Source organism: Pseudomonas sp. dw_612, assembly GCF_018449725.1.
Classification (GTDB): domain Bacteria; phylum Pseudomonadota; class Gammaproteobacteria; order Pseudomonadales; family Pseudomonadaceae; genus Aquipseudomonas.
The window spans coordinates 58,053-78,047 of sequence record NZ_JAAVVC010000012.1; the positions used below are offsets into that span (position 1 = coordinate 58,053).

The following is a 19,995-nucleotide window of genomic DNA, read 5'->3' on the forward strand; positions in this document are numbered from 1 at the left end:
CAAAAGATCGCAGCCTCGTTTCACTCGACAGCTCCTACAGGTTTACGTATCCCCTTGTAGGAGCTGTCGAGTGAAACGAGGCTGCGATCTTTTGATCTTGCCTATCGATTGACCTTATTCGGCAATCAACCAATCCATCTGCCACCCACCCTGGGTCTGCCCAAGCTTCTTGGACAACCACGGCAGCAACTCACGCAATTCCTCTTCCAGCCCCCACGGCGGATTCGCAATCGCCAACCCCGAGCCGTTCAGGCTGTTCGGCGTATCCAGCGGATGCACCAACAACTCCACGCGCAACAACTTCGGCGCGCCAGAGCCGGCCAGATCCTGATAAAAACGACGCAGCATTCGCTGGTCCTTCACCGGATACCAGATCGCCGCCACCGTCTGACGCATCCGGCCAATGGCCTCTTTCAGCGACGCCGCGCAGCGCTGCATCTCATCGAGCTGCTCGAACGGCGGATCAATCAACATCACCGCGCGCTTCTCCTGCACCGGCAACATCGCCCGCGGCACATGCCAGCCCTCGCCCAGATGAACCTTCACCCGACGATCACCGGCCATGTTGTCCTTGAGCAGCAAGCCGTCCTCGGGATGCTTTTCGTTGAGCATCACCCGATCCTGCGGCCGCGTCAGACGCCGCGCCAACTCCGGCGACCCCGGGTAATAGCGCAACTGGCCATCCGGGTTCATGTCGTGCAACACCTTCATGTAATCGGCGGTCAACGCCGGCAAATCCGGCTGATCCCACAACCGCGCGATCCCTTCCAGGTACTCACCGGTACGGCTCGCCTGATCACCCTGCAGGTCATACAGACCAATACCGGCGTGAGTGTCGAGATAGGCAAACGGCTGCTCCTTGCGCGACATCAGGGCGATGAGGCGGGTCAAAGTCAGGTGTTTGAACACATCGGCGTGATTGCCGGCATGGAAGGCGTGACGATAATTCATGATTGCTCCTGCGAAGGCCGGGAAGTTTACCTTGTACGGGGCTGGACGTCAGGGGTTGGTGGCTGAGCGGCTATGTCAGGCAACCACACGCCCCCGTAGGAGCTGCCGAAGGCTGCGATCTTTTGATCTTGCTTGGCATTTGCGGCAACTGAACCATCCACCCCTCTCCCTAACCCTCTCCCCAAAGGGGCGAGGGGACTGACCGAGTTGTATGGGTGATCTACGGCGACCTGCGACTGCGCGGCGCTCTTGGCTTGGCCAAGCCTGAGTTCACCTTGATCGTTCAGGTCGACGGCAGCCGGAAGATCACCACAATCAGTCCCCTCGCCCCTTTGGGGAGAGGGTTAGGGTGAGGGGTGGATATAAAGCCCTCCTCCTATTCCGGCGACCGAGCCCGCAACCGCCGCCCAATCACATCCAACACATCACACCCATCGCGCAACGGAATGGCGCAGAGCAAGGCAAAGTCACTGAGGATGAAAGATTCACATTCGATTGAGCCGCGCATGGACAGGTTTTCCAGCACCTGAGTAACGGCACGGATTCGGTAGTTGGCAGCGTCATACAAAACATCGAGCGGGGCGTGGGTGTCGACGAATAAGGTGGGCATTTCGCAGCAGTTGCTGGTGAGTGCCATGTAGCGGTTATCGGGGTGGGGGATTGGTTTTTCGTAGGGTGGATCTGGCGTAAGCGTCTTCATCAATTTGAGTCCTAACGTATGGATTGAAGCCGCCAACAATCACTTCCACGCAAATAGGTGGCGGCTGTACGCAGGTGTGGAAGACCGGGACGTTAGGCACCCGGCGCACTCGAAAGCGCCCCGCGCACAGCCACCATAAAACACAGACGATAAAAAACGCCGAACTGGTGACGCTAGACGCGCCTAACGATAGAAGGGCTTCCACGCCCTGTCACTGAATTTGCAGTGACAGACAAGAGACTATCGATGAGACGGCCACAGCACTAGTTCACGGAAGCCGCTACAACTTGAAGGAAACTTCCGACGACCCTGTCCGGAAATTTCGCTCCTCAATCAGAACGCGACATCGATTCTGTCCACCCTGACCTTGACGAATTGCTCATTAAGCGCTGGATAGCCGTAATGGATGTCAAGATCCGTAAAATCGACGAAGGATCGGAAAACACTGCCATCCAAATAACCATATAGAAAGCATGAAAAGCCGTCGTCAATCACTTCAATCAGTGAGCCTGCTCGTTTCTCTGCAACCGCAATAAAGTTATTATCGGAAAAGACTATCTCGAACTCAACTTTATAGGACTCCCCAACCTCGATTTTTTCAGGGCAGTAGCTCGCAAAGCACGCAACTTCCACACCGCTTACAAGCAATATAACTTCCTCCTCAACGAAAGGACCTACTGCCAGAACAATCACAGCATATTTATTTGTCACTCGCCCCTCTAAGAAACGTATAAGAACAGGACAGATTATTTATGCTCAAGGCGAGACAGCAGTAATTACCAGCTTGTAACATCCTCTTGACTGGCTTTATACAGATCGTCATGCCACGCTTCGGACAGCTTGATATGTACATCTTCAAAAAAAGCCTTTGGATCTTTCATTTCACTCCATCCAACAGGAAGCAAAGAATGAGCCTTCGGATCATGATCGAAAATTTCAGAGAAAACACTCGCGCCACCATCTAGAGCCTCACACAGCACATAAAATAAGACGAACTTATGCCGATAACTCAGCCTAGCGAAACGTTTGACAATAAATCGAGATATTAAAAATTCTCTATCCAAAGAGCAGTCAGGATCGTATGCCGACAATTCAACACCAAGGCTCTCCTCGCGATCATAAATATCAAACCCGCCAAGAAAGTGCCCTAGACTTGGATTATATGGAACATCAAGAAATGGATGCATCAGCATTAAATTTTCTCTATCGGATAAAGCGTTATAGGCTGCAACGTCTCAAAGTCGAATTTCATCTCAAAGGCATTCATCTGAGGAATGAAACGGGGATTTTGTGGATCTAAAGGATTGGGCTCATATCCCTGACCTATATTTTCAGCCTCCATTCTTACGACCAAATTTCCTTTACTATCCTCCCCAGTAAAACGAGACATTTTTCTAGTCTCCCGTGTCATCGCTTCATTATAAGAATTCAACTGCGCTCTATAGCTTAGAAACTTAGAGCTTGGAACGGCTCGCCATCTCTTACTTTCGCCATCAGATTCGCAGCTAGTTGTTTGTTGCTGAACAGCAGAACCCGAGCTTTCTGTCCGACTCCTATACGCAGCTCGCACTACAGCAATCCATTTTTTTATAGCGATTAATAACGTCATTCTTAAAAAACCGATAATAACGAAACACAATAAAATACTAAAAAATCAAAGCAAAAAGGTGGCAGATTTATTTGTCGCTATTAACAGTGCAAACAACATCTTCGAAACCGCTAGCAAAAATAAATTCGCCCCCCTATGTTGATTACCTTCATGACAACTGAGAAACGGGATGGATCTATTACTCTCACACCTCCAGCTTTTTTTCAGCGGCATACCCACTAGCTACTATCGTCAAAACAACATTCCACTCACGAGCACAAACGAAGCAATAGTTAAATCCGACTTCCGACGGGTCGATCAAGGCAAGCTCCTGCGACAAAGGAGTTACATCTTTCACAAACATCTCTGATATCTCCACCCCCACTGCCCCAACAGACTTAAAACCTAGAACATTTTCGAAGGTGATTATCCAACGCTCTTCCTGCCAATCCAGAAACTCTATAAAAATTCGCTCCCGCTCACACGTTATTTTTTCAATGGTGCCGTCTGAAACTGGAAATTCTGTCATTTTAAGTACTGAGCAAAAGGCGACAGATTTATTTGTTGCTATTTCCTTGGCTTTGATACCGATTCAAACAATTAATGAGAACCGTCATGAACTGCCTTTGATCTTTAACATCATCATCAAAATACGTGTCCATTTTTGAAAATACCTCATCAAAACTATTTTCCATTTCTAAAAAATAAGACAAGGTTTCGATTAATAAAATACGCTCTTGCTCACTATAGATAAAAAACTCCGGGCGTAGCAACGCGTCGAAAAGTTCGGCGAGTTCTTTGTCATCATTTACATTCTTCGAAACGATAATCTTTTCCCGTCCCAAATCGTGCGTATTTTCAATATCAAAAACAAAAAGCAAACCTCGTATACTCCACAGCGTGTAGGGCCTATTCATCAGTCAAATTCCGTATATGAAGTTTTAGCGTTACCATTTTTATCCAATATAACAACCGCTCTAGTCTGCTCACCATACTGCAACCCGTCCCTTTTAAATCCTTCACCTATTTTTTTACCCATTTCAATAGGTTGTCGTGAAGCATCTATACCACGCTGCCTAAAAATTAACTTCGCGCGTTGTATTGCATTAAATTGATCACGATGACTAAGAAAGCGCGTCGCGGCCGAAGGGATGATGGGCTCGCCTTTTTTCTTTCCTTCCTTGTACCTTTCTATTTCGCCTGTCGTAGGATTTTTGCCTTCCTTCACCCGATCAAGCTGGGATTGTAGGGTTGTTTGTGCTCCATGTTTCTGCTGAAAATGGGCACCCTTAATCGATTCTTCCATGTCCTTCAAGCGCTTATAAAAAACCGACTCTGATAACTCATCAATTCTTGCTCGACGCTGCTCAGCCGTCATTTTCGGCAGCGGCGGTTCGCCGTCATCAACTCTAGGGGCAACAACATCGTCCGTCGAAGAGCAACCCGACTTATTCGCCCCCGGGCAGTTACCGCTCAACCCCAACGGATCAACCCACCCCGTCGGATTCGGCGTGTATTGATACTGGTTGACCCCACCCGCCAACTTGATCGGGTCCGGCGTCAGGTACCGACCTACATCCGGATCATAGTACCGATGCCGGTTGTAATGCAGGCCGCTCTCAGCATCAAAGTACTGCCCCTGAAACCGCAACGGCTGCTCAAGTTGTTCACCCGCGCCGTGCGTTAGGCCAACAACCTTCCCATATGCGTTGTACTTCGCAGCCCAAACAACCTCGCCGCCGAAATCCGTCAACTCCAGCGGTGTGCCGAGGTGATCGAGTTGGTAGTAGAACGGGCAAGCCTTACGCGGGCCTTTGCCGTCGAGCATGGCCAACGGGCGGAAGGTGCCGGGCTCATAAACATAGCTGCGGTAATGTTCGCGGCTGCTTTCGGCAACAACCTGATCGCCCTGCCAGAAGAACTCGGTTGTCCGACCTTCGATGGTTTTGGCGATGCGGCGGCCGAAGGCGTCGTAGCGATAATTCGCACAACGTCCATTCGGCAACGTGACGGCAACCAAGCGGTGTTGGCAGTCGTAGCGGTATTCGGTAACGAGTTTTTGCGCGGTGCCGCGCCGTTCGCGGATGAGGTTGCCGAAGGCGTCGTAGTCGTAATGCCGGTCGCCCTGCATCAGCAGACGATTGCCTTTGACGCTGGCCAAACCGGGACGGTCCTGCATCAGCAGGTTGCCCGCCGGGTCGTGGGCGAAGCTTTCAGGTGGGTCGTCGCGGGTGTGGCGGACGCGGATCAGGCGGTTGAGGGCGTCGTAAACATAACTGCGCTGGCCGTGGCGGGTATCGGCGATGCTGTCGAGATTGCCGTTGGCGCTGTAGGCATAATCGCGGCGATACAGCGGTTGGCGTTGTTGGCTGACAGCATGGGCCTTCAGACGTCCTTGATCGTCGTAGGCATATTCACAGAGAAGCAGGCCTTGTTGGCGCTGTTGCTCACGACCGAAGTGGAACTGGTGGGTGGTAAGTTGCGCGCCATTGAGATCGATGGCGCTGAGTGCGCCGCCCTTGGCGTAGTGGTAATCGAGTTTGCTGTTGTCAGGCAGGCGCAGATGTTTGAGTTGGCCGCAGGCGTCGTAGCCGTAGCGCAAGGTGCCCCAGCCCTGGTGTTCGGTGATGAGGCGGTCTTGTTTGTCGTACGCAAATTCCAGTGGATGGTCGCTGCCATCATCGACGCCGACCAATCGGCCGAGGCTGTCGTAGCGATACTCGACTTTGATGCCGTCGGGCAGGGTTTTGATCAACAGGCGCCCGGCAGGATTCCGCTCATAACCGGTGACAAGTGTCGAGCCGTCATCGCCGAACTCGGTTTTCTGCAGTAACTGACCGTTGAGGTCGTAGGCATACGCCGTGCGCTGGCCGTCGAATCCGGTTTCCTGTCGGATCAATCCGTTCGGCGTGTAGTCCAGCTGATATTTTTCGCCGGACTCGTTTTCGATTTCCGTGAGAAGTAGCTGCGCGTTGTCGTAGCGATACTTGAGCTGGGTGCCATCGGGGTTGATTCGACGGCTGACCAGGTGCAGGTCGTCGGCGTATTCGTAACGGGTAACGTGGCCGAGCTCGTCCTGTTCGGCGGTGATCTGGCTGTAGGCGTTGTAGCTGAAAGCGCGAGTGGCACCTGTAGGAAGCGTCGTCTGGATCAGTCGGCCAATGTCGTCCCACTGGTAGCGAGTGACAGCACCGTGTTCGTCCTGACGGGTAATCCGCCGCCCCATGACGTCGCAGGAAAAACGACGTTTCCCACCGTCCGGCAAGGTCTCTTCAACCAGTTGCCCCAAACCGTTCCAGACGAACAGGTGCCGACTGGTGTCCGGGTAGCGGATCGTCAGTAACTGCCCTTTGGCGTCGTAGTAGTAATGGGTGACCTGTCCGTCCGGGTCGACCGCCTCGGTGACATCACCTTCGGCGTTACGCCGATACGTCCACACCGCGTCGCCGCGAGAGCGCGCGTGCAGGAATCCGTTGCGATACTCGTAGGACGTTGGCTCGTCTTCCGGCGGAATCAGCGCCACTAGGCGTCCGACCTCGTCGTAGCGGTATTCGGTCACCGCGCCGAGCGGATCCTGCTCGGCAATCAAACGTCCTTGTTTGTCGTATGACTTGAGGTGTTCGCCGCCGTCCAGCTCGACTTTGCGCACCAACCGCGCCCGGTCGTCGTGGACATAAACCTCTTCGCTGCCGTCGGTGTTTTTAACGGTGACGCTGCCTTCGTCATCCCAGACGTAACGCGTGTCCATCTGTGAAAACGACGCCCAATGTCGGACACATCGTGCAGCTTTGCCGGATCTTTCCCACTCCCAGAAGAAACTCGCCCCACCGGTGAGTTGCCGCTGCAGGATCACGTGTTGATCGTCGTAGTCGTAGCGCTCGCTTTCACCGGCAGCGTTGATGGCGGCGATCAATTGACCGCGCTCGTCATAGTCGTAACTGACCAGTGTTTGCTCGGTGTACCAAGCCTCATCGAGGGTCTGGGCCGGACGGAAAACCTGGTAATCGACGGCAATCAAATGGCTGCGGGCATAGCGCAACATCAAGGCGCGACCGGCGCCATTGTCGACGCGTTTGATCCGGTCCTGGCGGTCGCGGGTAATGCGCAGACGGTTGTCGTATCCGTCGCTGATCGCTGTCAGAAAACCGTTATGGAAGTGGAAGAAACGGGTTTCTTCGCCGGCCTGGGCGAGGATCAGTTCTTCGGGTTCGTTGCCGAGGTAAATCGCTGCGCGCGAGAGGCTGTTGTGGACCGCCGGACGTTCGGTGTTCGGTAATGGGAACGTGGTGCGACGGTTTTCGTGGTCGATCCAGATGACGCTTTCGCCATCGATTTCCAGGCGATGGGCGAAGGTGTGACTCCAGCCGAAACCAAGGCCACTGTCGATTTCGGCGGCGCTGGTGCGGTAGAGCCGGGTGAAGTCGAACGGCAGAATTCCGTCGAGGGAACCATCGGTGAGGGTCAGCAGTTCTTCGCCGGTGACCATCGAGACCGGGCAGTTGTTGGTGCACGTCAGCGGGACACAATCGGCGCTGTCGCCGTTGGGGTTTTTCGCTTGGTCGGGGGCGTCGTCCGGGTGTTCATCTTTCTTCAGCGAAGTGTTGCGACGTGCACTCCAGTTCAGTTGCATGCGACCTTTTTTCATGCCCGCCGCGATGCCTCGGGCGGCGACTTTTTTGTAGCGGTCGACGTAGCTGATGAAGGTGTTGATGATCGTGAAAATTGCCTTGGCCAGACGCAGCACGGCGTTGAGTAACTGCGCGCCCCGATCGGCCAGACGCATCGTCAGATAAGCAATACCGGCCCCAGCGGCGGCGAAGGTCAGGACGACACCAATCAGGATGTCGATCAACAGCTGCACCACGACCATCGAGACGGCTTCGGCGGTTTTGCCGGCAATTTCACCCGGTGGCAGCATGTCCAACCAGAGGCTGGCACTGCGCAACAGCAGGCACAGAGCAGCTTCATCACTGGCCAGTAGCTGGGCTTTTTCCATGATGTCCGGGGCGGTTGTCGCGAGATCTTGCAGCGCTGCGGCGCTCTCGCCCAGCCTCTCCGTGAACTGCCCGGGGTCCTTGAGAATGTCCGAAAGCAGGCTGATGCCGTCCCACACGCCCTCAATGGCCGCCCAACTGCCCGCGAGCATTCCATTGCCTACAGCGGCCGAAGAAGATTCCGACCACTTCGGTTTAAACGTCTGCCACTCATCGCGCAGCCATTTCTCAAGCTCCTTCGTCAAACCGTCGTAGGAAGAGAAAAGGTCATCAACTTGCTGCGCTGTCACTTCGTTATGAACATGAATACGGTAGAACTTGCCCTCCTCGCCCCTGAACGTCCCTTTGCCATTTTCATCAAGCGTGACTTGCGTTATCTCCCCACTCTTAGCCGCAATCACATCGACCTGAATATTCCCCACGGGGATGTCATAAACCGATTCAAACTTGCTCTCGATCTCCAGCAGCCCACCCTTCGGGCACTGCACGACGGTGGAGGAAAAATCGTCATCGCCAGTGCTCACGACGGTGCTGGAATTTCCGAACCGAATGACCCGCTCCATTCCCATCAACGAAGGCAGATCAGCGGCGTGACTGGCCTTGTCTGCCGTACGGCTCAACCAGTGCTTCAACTGTTCACGGTAGAGAGAAAGGGTGTCCGGAAAACTGTCGAGCTCCTGCTCGATGCGCACAATCTGATCCATCAGTTCAGCTCCGCCATCAGGTAATCCGCCAAGGCCTGTTTCGGTGCCTGGGGCAAGTCCTGCGCTTCAAGAAAACTCGCGACCTTGCGTCGCAAAACGTTGTCGGGAAAAGCCTCGAACAGGTCCGGACGGTCCTCGCTCAGCCACTTCAACAGGTTGTTGATTCGGGTGACGGCGGACTGCGCGGCGAGTTCTTCCAGCAATGTCTCGGGGACGTTCCACCACGGGAAAACCTGTGAACTTTTCAGCGCACGACCACCGATTTCGAGCGCCTGGCCATTGATCAGGCAGCGCCCGATGACCGGGAGCAGTTGCATGGTATCGACCGCGGTGGATTGCAGCATCGGCAGCAGATAACGCCCGTCCCAGAAGCGGAAAAACACCTTGTTGTCATTGGGCAGCACGGCTTGTGTGAGGCTGCGTAAGTGATCGACCACTGCTTCGAGACTTGCCGACGAAATCGCCAGCCAACCCCAGTCGCGAGACTCGGTGGTGGCGACCCACTCCAGAAACTCACCGTCCGCGCCGACGATTCCCACAAAAGGCATGACCGCTTCCCACTCGGCGTAGGCGGTGTCGGCCCAAATCGGGGTCGGTGCTTGAGCAGTGATCGAACGTTGCCAGGCCTTGAACGGCTCCGCCGCGCTGGCATTGCTGAAGATCGCGAACAGTTGTTCCGACGGTTTCAGCGGTAGCTGTTCCAACCAAACGTGGGGCGGCAAGTGATCAGGCTGCACAGACACCGTCCTTGCAGCGCTCACACTCTTCGCAGAATGGCGCATCACCTTTGAGACTCAGAATCTGCGCTGCACTCAGCAGTGCCGCCGGGGCCGCTGCGAGTTTCAACGGCACATCCGGCGAACTCGCCACGGCGGCCATCGCGGCCATCGGCGCACCACCGACCACAATCGGCACACTGCTGAAAATCCCGCCCGGACCAATATTGATCCACTGCCCGCCGGCCTGAATGGTCGCGCTGGCGCCACCATCAATGACCACTTGCTGGCCAGCGCTGACATGGAATTGCTGGCTGGCGCTCAGGGCCTGACTGGTCACACGAATGTGCCGGTCGCCGGTCACCAGCAGGTGATCGTCCTGCCTGATTTCGGTCTGCCGCTGGCCGTGGGTGATGCGTTGCTCGTCGGCCTTCAACTCATGCCGTGCGGTACCGGTGACGACGATGCTGCGGGCGTTATCCACCTGCACTTGTTGATCATTCAGTACGTGCTGGGTCCAGTTTCGCTGGGCCCGCAGGTAAATTTCCTCGGCACCCTTGCGATCCTCGATGCGCAATTCGTTGTAACCACCGCCGCCGGGACTGCTCTGGCTGCGGAAAATGCTGCGGGTCTTGTCGGCGGGCAGATCCAGCGGCACAGGGGTCGCGGCGTTCGGCAGGCAGCCCATCACCAGCGGTTTGTCGGCATCGGCGTCGATGAAACCCACCAGCACTTCCATGCCGACTCGCGGAATCAATACGCTGCCGTAATGATCGTGCGCCCAACCGGTGGCAACGCGCAGCCAGCAACTGGAATGCTCGTTGAGTTGGCCGTCGCGATCCCAGGCGAGCTGGACTTTGACCCGGCCAAATTCATCGCAATGGATTTCGCTGTCGGTCGGGCCGGTGACCACGGCAGGTTGGTAGCCGAGCATGCGCGGCTTGTCCGGGCCCAAGGGCGGACGAAACGAAACGTCCCACGGCGTGGCGAGAAAGGTATTGCGGTAGCCCTGGAATTCACCGTCGTCGGTCACGGACTCTTCCAGCACTTGCGGCTGACGTCCATGGTGTTCGATCGCGGTGATCAGCCACAGGTCATTCCATGCGTGGCGCGGATGCTCGGCCAGTTGCAGGAAATGTCCGCTGACCAAGACGGATTGATCGCTACGCCCTTCCGCCTGACGGTAATCCGCGCCGTGACGCTCAAGCGTTCGCTGGGTCAGCTGCTTGCCGGCCTCGCGGTCAGTGAATTGACCGGGAAAGTGGTAATCCTCCAGCACCGGTCGTTGTTCGTTATCCAGACGACTTTCGAGTTGCAGGCGGGGTTTGTGAAAGTCGTAGTCCCGGCGTGTAACCGCTGTAGTCCGGGTTTCCAGACGCACGTTGAAACGCTTGATCGCCGGAGCACTCGCGGCCATGCCGCTGCCCGGCAAATACAGCGTGGGCTCGGGCAGACGCGGAAAAACCGTCTGGTCGTCGCCGAACACCAATAGATGCCCATCGGGGCTGTGCTGGAAATGGAAGTGAATGCCGATCTCGGCGCACAGACGTTGAATGAACGCCAGATCGCTTTCCGCGTATTGCACGCAGTACTCGCGAGGCGCGTAGTCGCTGCCGAGTTGAAACTCGAAGGCATCGCGATGGATGCCGTGATCCTTGAGGACCTGCGCAATGATCGCCGGCACGCTTTGATGCTGGAAAATCCGCTGATTGATGCGCTGACGGAGGTACGCCAGACGCGGGACCAGGCTGACTTGATAGCGTGTCAGACGTTTACCGGAATCCCCTTGGCCAACGCGATAAATCTGACCGTGAATGCCGGAACCTTGCCCATCGAAACTCAGAAACGCCTGACGGTGCAGGAGGTTTTCAAGGTCGAGGTCGGGCCGTTCGCTGACCAGTTCCAGGTCGAAACGGAAGGGTTGGCTGATGGCTTCTTTGCCCGTGAACTCAAGGACCTTGAGCTCATTCTGGACGCCGTCGAGGGTCAACGTGAAACGCGGTTGATTGGCAGGCGCGAACATCCGATGTGTCTCTGCAGAATGAAGGCGGGCGATTCTGCATGAGCGACAAGGGGGGTTGAACGGAGGTCAGGAAAATCAGATTTTCCCTACATTTTTAGAGATTTGTCCTTCAAGAATCAGTGTGTTTGGCTACAGACATCTCCTTCAAAACCAACACCAACCCTTTGTGGGAGCGGGCGTGCTCGCGAACGCGGATTAACATTCAACATGGATGCAAGTTGACCCGACACCTTCGCGAGCAAGCCCGCTCCCACAAGGGATCTTCAACACCTCGGGCCTGCAGCAAGCCAAAAAAACGGCCCGCCTCCTACAGGAGACGGGCCGTTTTCATGTCAGCGAAGTATCAGAGCTCAGCTCTTCCCCATCACTTGTTCAAACGGAAATCCGCTTCGGCCGCAGCAAAGCGCACCAGCATGCCTTTGGTCGGCGTACCCAGTTTGCTGACGATGTAGATCGCCAGGCTGGCGAAGATGAAGCCCGGGATAATTTCGTACAGACCCAGCAGCTCGAAGTGCTTCCACACGATCACGGTGATTGCCCCCACCAGGATGCCGGCCAGTGCGCCGTTACGGGTCATGTCTTTCCAGATCACCGAGATCAGCACAACTGGACCGAACGCTGCACCGAAACCAGCCCAGGCGTAGCTGACCAGGCCCAATACACGGTTTTCCGGGTTAGCGGCCAACGCGATGGCGATCAGGGCCACCAGCAACACCATGGCGCGGCCAACCCAGACCAGCTCGACCTGGGAAGCGCTTTTACGCAGGAAGGTTTTATAGAAGTCTTCGGTCAGGGCGCTGGAACACACCAGCAGTTGACAGCTCAGGGTGCTCATCACCGCCGCCAGAATCGCCGACAGCAACACACCGGCAATCCATGGATTGAAGAGGATTTTCGCCAGTTCGATAAACACGCGCTCGTGGTTTTCGGTCACAGGCGCGGCCAGGTCAGGGTTGGCCGAGAAGTAGGCGATACCGAAAAAGCCTACAGCGACGGTGCCGCCCAGGCACAGGATCATCCAGGTCATGGAGATGCGACGGGCGTTGGCAATCGACTTGACCGAATCCGCCGCCATGAAACGCGCCAGGATGTGCGGCTGACCGAAGTAACCCAGGCCCCAGCCCATCAGCGAGATGATGCCGATGAAGGTGGTGTTTTTCAGCATGTCGAAGTTGCTTGGATCTTGCGCTTCGATGGCCAGGAACGTGGTGTCGATGCCACCGGTGGCCAATAGCACGATGATCGGCGTCAGCAGCAGGGCGAAGATCATCAGGGTTGCTTGTACGGTGTCAGTCCAGCTCACCGCCAGGAAACCACCGACGAAGGTGTAGGCAATCGTCGCCGCAGCGCCGGCCCACAGCGCCGTTTCGTACGACATGCCGAAGGTGCTTTCGAACAGACGGGCACCGGCCACGATGCCGGAAGCGCAGTAAATGGTGAAGAACACCAGAATCACGACCGCAGAGATGATCCGCAGCAGACCGCTTTTGTCTTCGAAACGGCTGGAGAAGTAGTCCGGCAGGGTCAACGCATCGCCGTTGTGCTCGGTTTGTACACGCAGGCGGCCGGCCACGAACAGCCAGTTCAGGTAGGCACCGATGATCAGGCCAATGGCGATCCAGCTTTCGGAAAGGCCGGACATGTAGATCGCGCCAGGCAAGCCCATCAACAACCAGCCGCTCATGTCGGAAGCGCCGGCGGACAATGCCGTCACCACGCTACCCAGGCTGCGACCGCCGAGGATGTAATCGGAAAGGTTGTTGGTGGAGCGATAGGCCATGAAGCCGATCAGCACCATTGCTGCGATGTAGATCACGAACGTGATCAGGGTTGGATTACTTACGCTCATTCGAGTGATGCCCTGGCTTTGTTTTTATGTAGCGGCAAAGTGTGAAACGCCGACAAACGACAACATTTGTTCAGACGATTTCCAGCCCCGCGCATTTATGACTGATGTTTCCCCAGGAAAGCCATCAGCCGGCACACCTGTCTTTTTTGACCGGTTGCACCTTGGGCGCGAATCCTATTCAACAATCCAAATAAGGTGCAACCCATTTCTTGAGAATTAGTTGCACCTAGTCGGATAATCGTAAAAAAGCCGTGTTTTTGCTTCCTTTTAGGGCAGTCCGGGCCGTTTGCTAGAAGTAAAAGCACCAAGCAAGAGCGGTACGTTCGTACCGGAATTTAATTCCTGACGAGCTGCTTATTATTCCGACAAAAAAAGGGTTGCACCCGGTTGCACCTCCGTCAGCGCACAGCTAATCTTGCGGCCAGCTGATGCCACGCGGTCGTGGCAAACATGAGGATAAAAATATGGCTACCACCACCCTTGGGGTCAAACTTGACGACCCGACCCGCGAGCGCCTCAAGGCCGCCGCAACCTCGATTGATCGCACGCCGCACTGGCTGATCAAGCAGGCAATTTTCAATTACCTGGAAAAACTCGAGGGTGGTGCAACCCTGACCGAGCTGAGCGGTTTGACCGGCAAAGACGCCGACGACGCTGGCGAGGTCCATGCCGACCCTGCACACCAGTGCTTCCTGGAGTTCGCCGAAAGCATCCTGCCGCAATCGGTCCTGCGCGCCTCGATCACCTCGGCTTACCGTCGGCCTGAGCCGGAAGTGGTGCCGATGCTGATCGAACAGGCGCGCTTGCCTGCGGCGATGGCCGAAGCCACCAACAAGCTCGCGTCGTCGATTGCCGACAAACTGCGTAATCAGAAAAGCGCCGGTGGCCGTGCCGGGATTGTTCAGGGCCTGTTGCAGGAGTTTTCCCTGTCGTCCCAGGAAGGCGTAGCCCTGATGTGCCTGGCCGAAGCGCTGTTGCGCATCCCGGACAAAGGCACCCGTGACGCGCTGATCCGCGACAAGATCAGCACCGGCAACTGGCATCCGCACTTGGGCAACAGCCCATCACTGTTCGTCAACGCCGCAACCTGGGGCTTGTTGCTGACCGGCAAACTGGTCGCGACCCACAACGAAACCGGCCTGACGTCGTCCCTGAGCCGCATCATCGGCAAGAGCGGCGAGCCGATGATCCGCAAGGGCGTCGACATGGCCATGCGCCTGATGGGCGAGCAGTTCGTCACCGGCGAAACCATCGCCGAAGCCTTGGCCAATGCGAGCAAGTTCGAATCCAAGGGCTTCCGTTATTCCTACGACATGCTCGGTGAAGCGGCACTCACTGAGCACGATGCACAGAAGTACCTGGCCTCGTACGAGCAAGCCATCCACTCGATCGGCAAAGCCTCCCACGGTCGTGGGATTTATGAAGGCCCGGGCATTTCCATCAAGCTCTCGGCACTGCACCCGCGTTACAGCCGCGCGCAGTACGAGCGTGTGATGGACGAGTTGTACCCGCGCCTGTTGTCGCTGACCTTGCTGGCCAAGCAGTACGACATCGGCCTGAACATCGACGCCGAAGAAGCCGACCGCCTCGAGCTGTCGCTGGATCTGCTCGAACGCTTGTGCTTCGAGCCGCAACTGACCGGCTGGAACGGCATCGGTTTCGTGATCCAGGCTTATCAAAAGCGTTGCCCGTACGTGATCGACTACGTGATCGACCTGGCGCGCCGCAGCCGTCATCGCCTGATGATCCGCCTGGTGAAAGGCGCGTACTGGGACAGCGAAATCAAACGCGCCCAGGTCGAAGGTCTGGAAGGCTATCCGGTCTACACCCGCAAGGTGTACACCGACGTTTCCTACATCGCGTGTGCTAGAAAACTGCTGTCGGTGCCGGAAGTTATCTACCCGCAATTCGCGACGCACAACGCCCACACCCTGTCGGCCATTTACCACATCGCCGGTCAGAACTATTACCCCGGTCAGTACGAGTTCCAGTGCCTCCACGGCATGGGTGAACCGCTGTACGAACAGGTTGTAGGCAAAGTTTCCGATGGCAAATTGAATCGTCCGTGCCGCGTGTACGCACCGGTCGGGACTCACGAAACACTGTTGGCATACCTGGTGCGTCGTCTGCTGGAAAACGGTGCGAACACTTCGTTCGTTAACCAGATTGCCGATCAGTCGATCTCGATCCAGGCGCTGGTGGCCGATCCGGTGGCCAGCATCGAGCGCATGGCGACGACGGAAGGCGGTTTCGGCCTGCCGCACCCGCGTATCCCGCTGCCTCGCGATCTTTATGGTGCCGAGCGCGCCAACTCCAGCGGCATCGACATGGCCAACGAACATCGTCTGGCGTCGCTGTCCTGCGCCTTGCTGGCCACCGCTCACAACCACTGGAAAGCCGCGCCGATGCTCGGTTGCGCTTCCAGCACTGAAACCCCGGCGCCGGTGCTGAACCCGTCCGATCTGCGTGACGTGGTCGGTCATGTCCAGGAAGCGACCGTCGAAGACGTCGACAACGCAATCCAGTGCGCCCTGAACGCCGGGCCAATCTGGCAGGCCACCCCGCCCGCCGAGCGCGCCGCGATCCTGGAACGTGCCGCCGATTTGATGGAAGGCGAAATCCAGCCGCTGATGGGCCTGCTGGCTCGCGAAGCCGGCAAGACTTTCGCCAACGCCATCGCCGAAGTCCGTGAAGCCGTGGATTTCCTGCGTTATTACGCAGTGCAGGCGCGCAACGATTTCACCAACGACGCCCACCGCCCATTGGGCCCGGTGGTGTGCATCAGCCCTTGGAACTTCCCGCTGGCGATCTTCAGTGGCCAAGTCGCTGCGGCACTGGCCGCTGGTAACCCGGTGCTGGCCAAGCCTGCGGAACAAACCCCGCTGGTGGCCGCTCAAGCCGTGCGTTTGCTGCTCGAAGCCGGGATTCCGGAAGGCGTGCTGCAACTGCTGCCGGGCCGTGGCGAAACCGTTGGCGCCCGTCTGGTCGGTGACGATCGGGTCAAAGGCGTGATGTTCACCGGTTCGACCGAAGTTGCGCGTTTGCTGCAACGCAATGTCGCAGGTCGCCTGGATGCGCAAGGTCGTCCGATTCCGCTGATCGCCGAGACCGGCGGCCAGAACGCGATGATCGTCGACTCCTCGGCATTGACCGAACAAGTTGTGATCGATGTAGTTTCCTCGGCTTTCGACAGCGCCGGTCAGCGTTGCTCGGCACTGCGCGTGCTGTGCTTGCAGGAAGATTCCGCCGACCGTGTCATCGAAATGCTCAAGGGTGCCATGGCGGAATGCCGTCTCGGCAACCCGGAACGCCTGTCCGTGGACATCGGCCCGGTGATCGACGCCGAGGCCAAGACTGGCATCGAGAAACACATCCAGGCCATGCGCGACAAAGGTCGCAACGTGTACCAGGTGGCCATCGCCGACGCGGAAGAAGTCAAACGCGGCACCTTCGTGATGCCAACCCTGATCGAACTGGAAAGCTTCGATGAACTGCAACGGGAGATCTTCGGCCCGGTGCTGCACGTGGTTCGCTACAAGCGCAAAGACATCGACCAACTGATCGGCCAGATCAACGCGTCCGGCTATGGCCTGACCCTGGGCGTGCACACCCGCATCGACGAGACCATCGCCAAGGTGATCGACAACGTCAATGCCGGTAACGTCTACGTGAACCGCAACATTGTTGGCGCTGTGGTTGGCGTGCAGCCGTTCGGTGGCGAAGGTCTGTCGGGCACGGGTCCGAAGGCCGGTGGTCCGTTGTACCTGTACCGTTTGCTGTCGACGCGTCCTACGGATGCAATCGAACAATCCTTCGCTCGCGGTGATGCGATCGCTGCGCCGGATGTGCGTTTGCGCGATGCCATGAGCAAGCCGCTGACCGCGCTGCAAGCCTGGGCTGACAGCAACAAGTTGGCTGACCTGAGCGCCCTGTGCGTACAGTTCGCCGCGCAATCGCAAAGCGGGATTACCCGCGTGCTGGCCGGCCCGACCGGCGAGCGTAATAGCTATGCGATCCTGCCGCGCGAACACGTGTTGTGCCTGGCGGAAGTCGAAGGCGATTTGCTGACGCAACTGGCAGCCGTATTGGCCGTGGGTGGATCGGCGGTATGGCCGGAAGCTGACGTGACCAAGGCATTGTTCGCACGCTTGCCGAAGGACATTCAGGCGAAGATCAAACTGGTTTCCGACTGGAACAAGGACGAAGTGATGTTTGATGCGGTCCTGCATCATGGCCATTCCGATCAGTTGCGTGCCGTTTGCCAGCAAGTGGCCAAGCGGGCCGGGGCGATTGTCGGGGTTCATGGGTTGTCCCAGGGCGAGACCAACATTGCGCTGGAGCGCCTGGTGATTGAACGGGCGTTGAGTGTTAACACCGCTGCGGCGGGTGGTAATGCCAGTCTGATGACCATCGGCTAAACCGCGTCAAATCCAGGCGTCCGCAATGGACGCCAGGATGCAATACCCCTTGTGGGAGCGGGCTTGCTCGCGAAGGCGTCGTGTCAGTCGACATCAACATTGACTGACACACCGCATTCGCGAGCAAGCCCGCTCCCACATTTGATTAGCGGTGCCCGCACCACACCATCACGCTCATCAATCATCCTGTTCAGCCTTTATTCCCACGCCTAGACTCGGTCCATTCCAAAAAAAGGTAGGCCGACATGTCCGAGACGTTGCTCAGTTCCCGCAATCTGGCTTTCGAGCTGTACGAAGTCCTTGATGCCGAGGGCCTGACCCAGCGTGAGCGGTTCGCCGAGCACAATCGCGAGACGTTCGACGCTGCCATCGGTACCGCCCGTAACATTGCCGAGAAATTCTTTGCGCCGCACAACCGCAAGGGCGACGAGAACGAGCCGCGTTATGAGAACGGTCAGGCGATTCTGATACCTGAGGTAAAACCGGCGGTGGATGCGTTCCTCGAAGCCGGTTTCCTCAACGCCGCGCGAAGTTTCGACGCCGGCGGCATGCAACTGCCTACATTGTTGTCCCAAGCCTGTTTCGCGCATTTCCAATCGGCCAACGCAGCGTCGACCTCGTATCCGTTCCTGACCATGGGCGCGGCCAACCTGATCGAAAGCTTCGGCACCGAAGAGCAGAAGCAACGCTTCCTGCAACCGATGATCGATGGCCGCTTCTTCGGCACCATGGCGCTGACCGAACCCCATGCCGGGTCGTCGCTGTCGGATATTCGTACACGCGCCGAGCCGGCGTCTGACGGCACGTATCGACTCAAGGGCAACAAGATTTTCATCTCCGGTGGCGACCATCCGCTGTCGGAAAACATCGTGCACATGGTGCTGGCCAAGTTGCCGGACGCACCGGCCGGGGTGAAGGGTATTTCGCTGTTTATCGTGCCCAAGTTCCTGGTCAACGATGACGGCAGTCTTGGCCAGCGCAACGACGTGCTGCTGGCGGGGTTGTTCCACAAGATGGGCTGGCGTGGCACCACTTCCACCGCGCTGAATTTCGGCGATAACGGCGAGTGTGTCGGCTATCTGGTGGGCAAGCCGCACCACGGTTTGAGCTACATGTTCCAGATGATGAACGAGGCGCGGATTGGCGTCGGCATGGGTGCGGTGATGCTCGGTTACGCCGGGTATCTGTACTCCCTGGAGTACGCCCGCGAGCGGCCGCAGGGTCGCGTGCCGGACAGCAAGGACCCGAATACCGCGCCGGTGGCGATCATTCAGCACGCGGACGTCAAGCGCATGCTGTTGACGCAAAAGGCCTACGTCGAAGGTTCGTTCGATCTCGGGCTGTACGCGGCGCGGTTGTTCGACGACACCACGACCCTTGAGACCGAAGACGCGCGCAAGCAGGCCCATGAGTTGCTGGATTTGCTCACGCCAATCGTCAAATCCTGGCCATCTGAGTTCTGCCTGAAGGCCAACGAACTGGCGATCCAGATTCTCGGCGGCCACGGCTACACCCGCGAGTATCCGGTGGAGCAGTATTACCGCGACAACCGTTTGAACCCGATCCACGAAGGCACCCACGGCATCCAGTCGCTGGACTTGCTCGGCCGCAAACTGGCGCAGAACGGCGGCGCAGGGCTCAAGCAACTGATTCGGCTGATCGCCAACACCGCCGAGCGCGCCCAAGCTTACGACTCGCTGACCCTGCTGCGTGAGCCATTGGAGAAACTGGTGGCGCGCCTGCAAACGGTGACCATTGGCCTGCTGACGGATCTGGGCCAGGGCAAGGTCAACAGCAGCCTGGCGAACTCGGCGCTGTACCTTAAAGTGTTCGGGCACACGGTGATTGGCTGGCGCTGGCTGGAACAAGCGATTCGGGCCGAGGAAGGATTGGCCAAAGGGAATGCGGCGGATATTGCCTTCTATAAAGGCAAGCTCCAGGCGGCGCGGTATTTCCTGACGTGGGAAGTGCCGGGTTGCCACCATGAGCTGGCGATTCTTGAGGCTCGGGATGATGTGTGCCTTGGAATGCGGGATGAGTGGTTTTGATCGA

13 protein-coding genes and 1 pseudogene are annotated in these 19,995 nt (G+C 57.1%); 3 read left to right on the forward strand and 11 right to left on the reverse strand.

The window, feature by feature from the left end; genetic code table 11:
* Positions 1-114: 114 nt before the first annotated feature.
* The 11 genes from rlmJ to putP form a co-directional block, all read right to left on the reverse strand.
* Complete coding sequence (gene rlmJ / locus HB680_RS18925; RefSeq protein WP_213940077.1) at positions 115-951, reverse strand: 23S rRNA (adenine(2030)-N(6))-methyltransferase RlmJ; 837 nt, start codon at positions 949-951, stop codon at positions 115-117.
* 376 nt (positions 952-1,327) lie between these two features.
* Positions 1,328-1,651 carry a hypothetical protein gene (locus tag HB680_RS18930; protein WP_213940078.1) on the reverse strand — a complete coding sequence of 108 codons (324 nt, stop codon included), beginning with the start codon at positions 1,649-1,651 and terminating at the stop codon, positions 1,328-1,330.
* 333 nt (positions 1,652-1,984) lie between these two features.
* Positions 1,985-2,362 carry a hypothetical protein gene (locus tag HB680_RS18935; protein WP_213940079.1) on the reverse strand — a complete coding sequence of 126 codons (378 nt, stop codon included), beginning with the start codon at positions 2,360-2,362 and terminating at the stop codon, positions 1,985-1,987.
* Positions 2,363-2,427: 65 nt separating this feature from the next.
* A complete protein-coding gene (locus tag HB680_RS18940; RefSeq protein ID WP_213940080.1) occupies positions 2,428-2,844 on the reverse strand; it encodes a hypothetical protein in 417 nt (138 codons plus the stop codon).
* Positions 2,844-3,260, reverse strand: coding sequence for a hypothetical protein (locus tag HB680_RS32875; protein WP_256735584.1), 417 nt, complete (start codon positions 3,258-3,260; stop codon positions 2,844-2,846). The genes HB680_RS18940 and HB680_RS32875 overlap by 1 nt, the downstream gene beginning before the upstream one ends.
* A 184-nt stretch (positions 3,261-3,444) precedes the next feature.
* Positions 3,445-3,768, reverse strand: coding sequence for a hypothetical protein (locus HB680_RS18950; protein ID WP_213940081.1), 324 nt, complete (start codon positions 3,766-3,768; stop codon positions 3,445-3,447).
* A gap of 28 nt (positions 3,769-3,796) precedes the next feature.
* Complete coding sequence (locus HB680_RS18955) at positions 3,797-4,156, reverse strand: hypothetical protein (RefSeq protein WP_213940082.1); 360 nt, start codon at positions 4,154-4,156, stop codon at positions 3,797-3,799.
* Positions 4,156-8,937, reverse strand: a complete 4,782-nt coding sequence (locus HB680_RS18960) for an RHS repeat-associated core domain-containing protein (protein ID WP_213940083.1) — start codon at positions 8,935-8,937, stop codon at positions 4,156-4,158. Before HB680_RS18960 ends, HB680_RS18955 begins: the two co-directional genes overlap by 1 nt.
* Positions 8,937-9,674 carry a DUF4123 domain-containing protein gene (locus HB680_RS18965; RefSeq protein ID WP_213940084.1) on the reverse strand — a complete coding sequence of 246 codons (738 nt, stop codon included), beginning with the start codon at positions 9,672-9,674 and terminating at the stop codon, positions 8,937-8,939. The genes HB680_RS18960 and HB680_RS18965 overlap by 1 nt, the downstream gene beginning before the upstream one ends.
* Positions 9,664-11,676, reverse strand: coding sequence for a type VI secretion system tip protein VgrG (locus HB680_RS18970; protein WP_213940085.1), 2,013 nt, complete (start codon positions 11,674-11,676; stop codon positions 9,664-9,666). Before HB680_RS18970 ends, HB680_RS18965 begins: the two co-directional genes overlap by 11 nt.
* Before the next feature lie 364 nt (positions 11,677-12,040).
* Entirely contained in the window at positions 12,041-13,525 is a 1,485-nt protein-coding gene (putP, locus tag HB680_RS18975; protein WP_213940086.1) for a sodium/proline symporter PutP, read from the reverse strand.
* Positions 13,526-13,989: 464 nt separating this feature from the next.
* On the opposite strand from putP, the gene putA reads away from it, so the two are divergent.
* The 3 genes and pseudogenes from putA to HB680_RS18985 all read left to right on the forward strand — a co-directional run bounded on the left by putA (position 13,990) and on the right by HB680_RS18985 (position 19,991).
* Positions 13,990-17,943: a trifunctional transcriptional regulator/proline dehydrogenase/L-glutamate gamma-semialdehyde dehydrogenase gene (gene putA / locus HB680_RS18980; protein WP_213940087.1), complete on the forward strand. Its 3,954-nt coding sequence runs from the start codon at positions 13,990-13,992 to the stop codon at positions 17,941-17,943.
* Between the two features lie 42 nt (positions 17,944-17,985).
* Positions 17,986-18,081: pseudogene (locus HB680_RS33105) on the forward strand (metal ABC transporter ATP-binding protein); the annotation flags it as partial.
* Between the two features lie 107 nt (positions 18,082-18,188).
* Positions 18,189-19,991, forward strand: a complete 1,803-nt coding sequence (locus HB680_RS18985; protein ID WP_213940088.1) for an acyl-CoA dehydrogenase — start codon at positions 18,189-18,191, stop codon at positions 19,989-19,991.
* The last annotated feature ends 4 nt before the right edge of the window (positions 19,992-19,995 follow it).

Bases quoted from the DNA above. Each gene is read 5' to 3' on its own strand.
- HB680_RS18930 (WP_213940078.1), bottom strand. From the start codon at position 1,651: ATGAAGACGCTTACGCCAGATCCACCCTACGAAAAACCAATCCCCCAC.
- HB680_RS18950 (WP_213940081.1), bottom strand. From the start codon at position 3,768: ATGACAGAATTTCCAGTTTCAGACGGCACCATTGAAAAAATAACGTGT.
- HB680_RS18970 (WP_213940085.1), bottom strand. From the start codon at position 11,676: ATGTTCGCGCCTGCCAATCAACCGCGTTTCACGTTGACCCTCGACGGC.
- HB680_RS18985 (WP_213940088.1), top strand. From the start codon at position 18,189: ATGTCCGAGACGTTGCTCAGTTCCCGCAATCTGGCTTTCGAGCTGTAC.
- HB680_RS18960 (WP_213940083.1), bottom strand. From the start codon at position 8,937: ATGGATCAGATTGTGCGCATCGAGCAGGAGCTCGACAGTTTTCCGGAC.
- putP (WP_213940086.1), bottom strand. From the start codon at position 13,525: ATGAGCGTAAGTAATCCAACCCTGATCACGTTCGTGATCTACATCGCA.
- putA (WP_213940087.1), top strand. From the start codon at position 13,990: ATGGCTACCACCACCCTTGGGGTCAAACTTGACGACCCGACCCGCGAG.
- rlmJ (WP_213940077.1), bottom strand. From the start codon at position 951: ATGAATTATCGTCACGCCTTCCATGCCGGCAATCACGCCGATGTGTTC.
- HB680_RS32875 (WP_256735584.1), bottom strand. From the start codon at position 3,260: ATGACGTTATTAATCGCTATAAAAAAATGGATTGCTGTAGTGCGAGCT.
- HB680_RS18940 (WP_213940080.1), bottom strand. From the start codon at position 2,844: ATGCTGATGCATCCATTTCTTGATGTTCCATATAATCCAAGTCTAGGG.
- HB680_RS18955 (WP_213940082.1), bottom strand. From the start codon at position 4,156: ATGAATAGGCCCTACACGCTGTGGAGTATACGAGGTTTGCTTTTTGTT.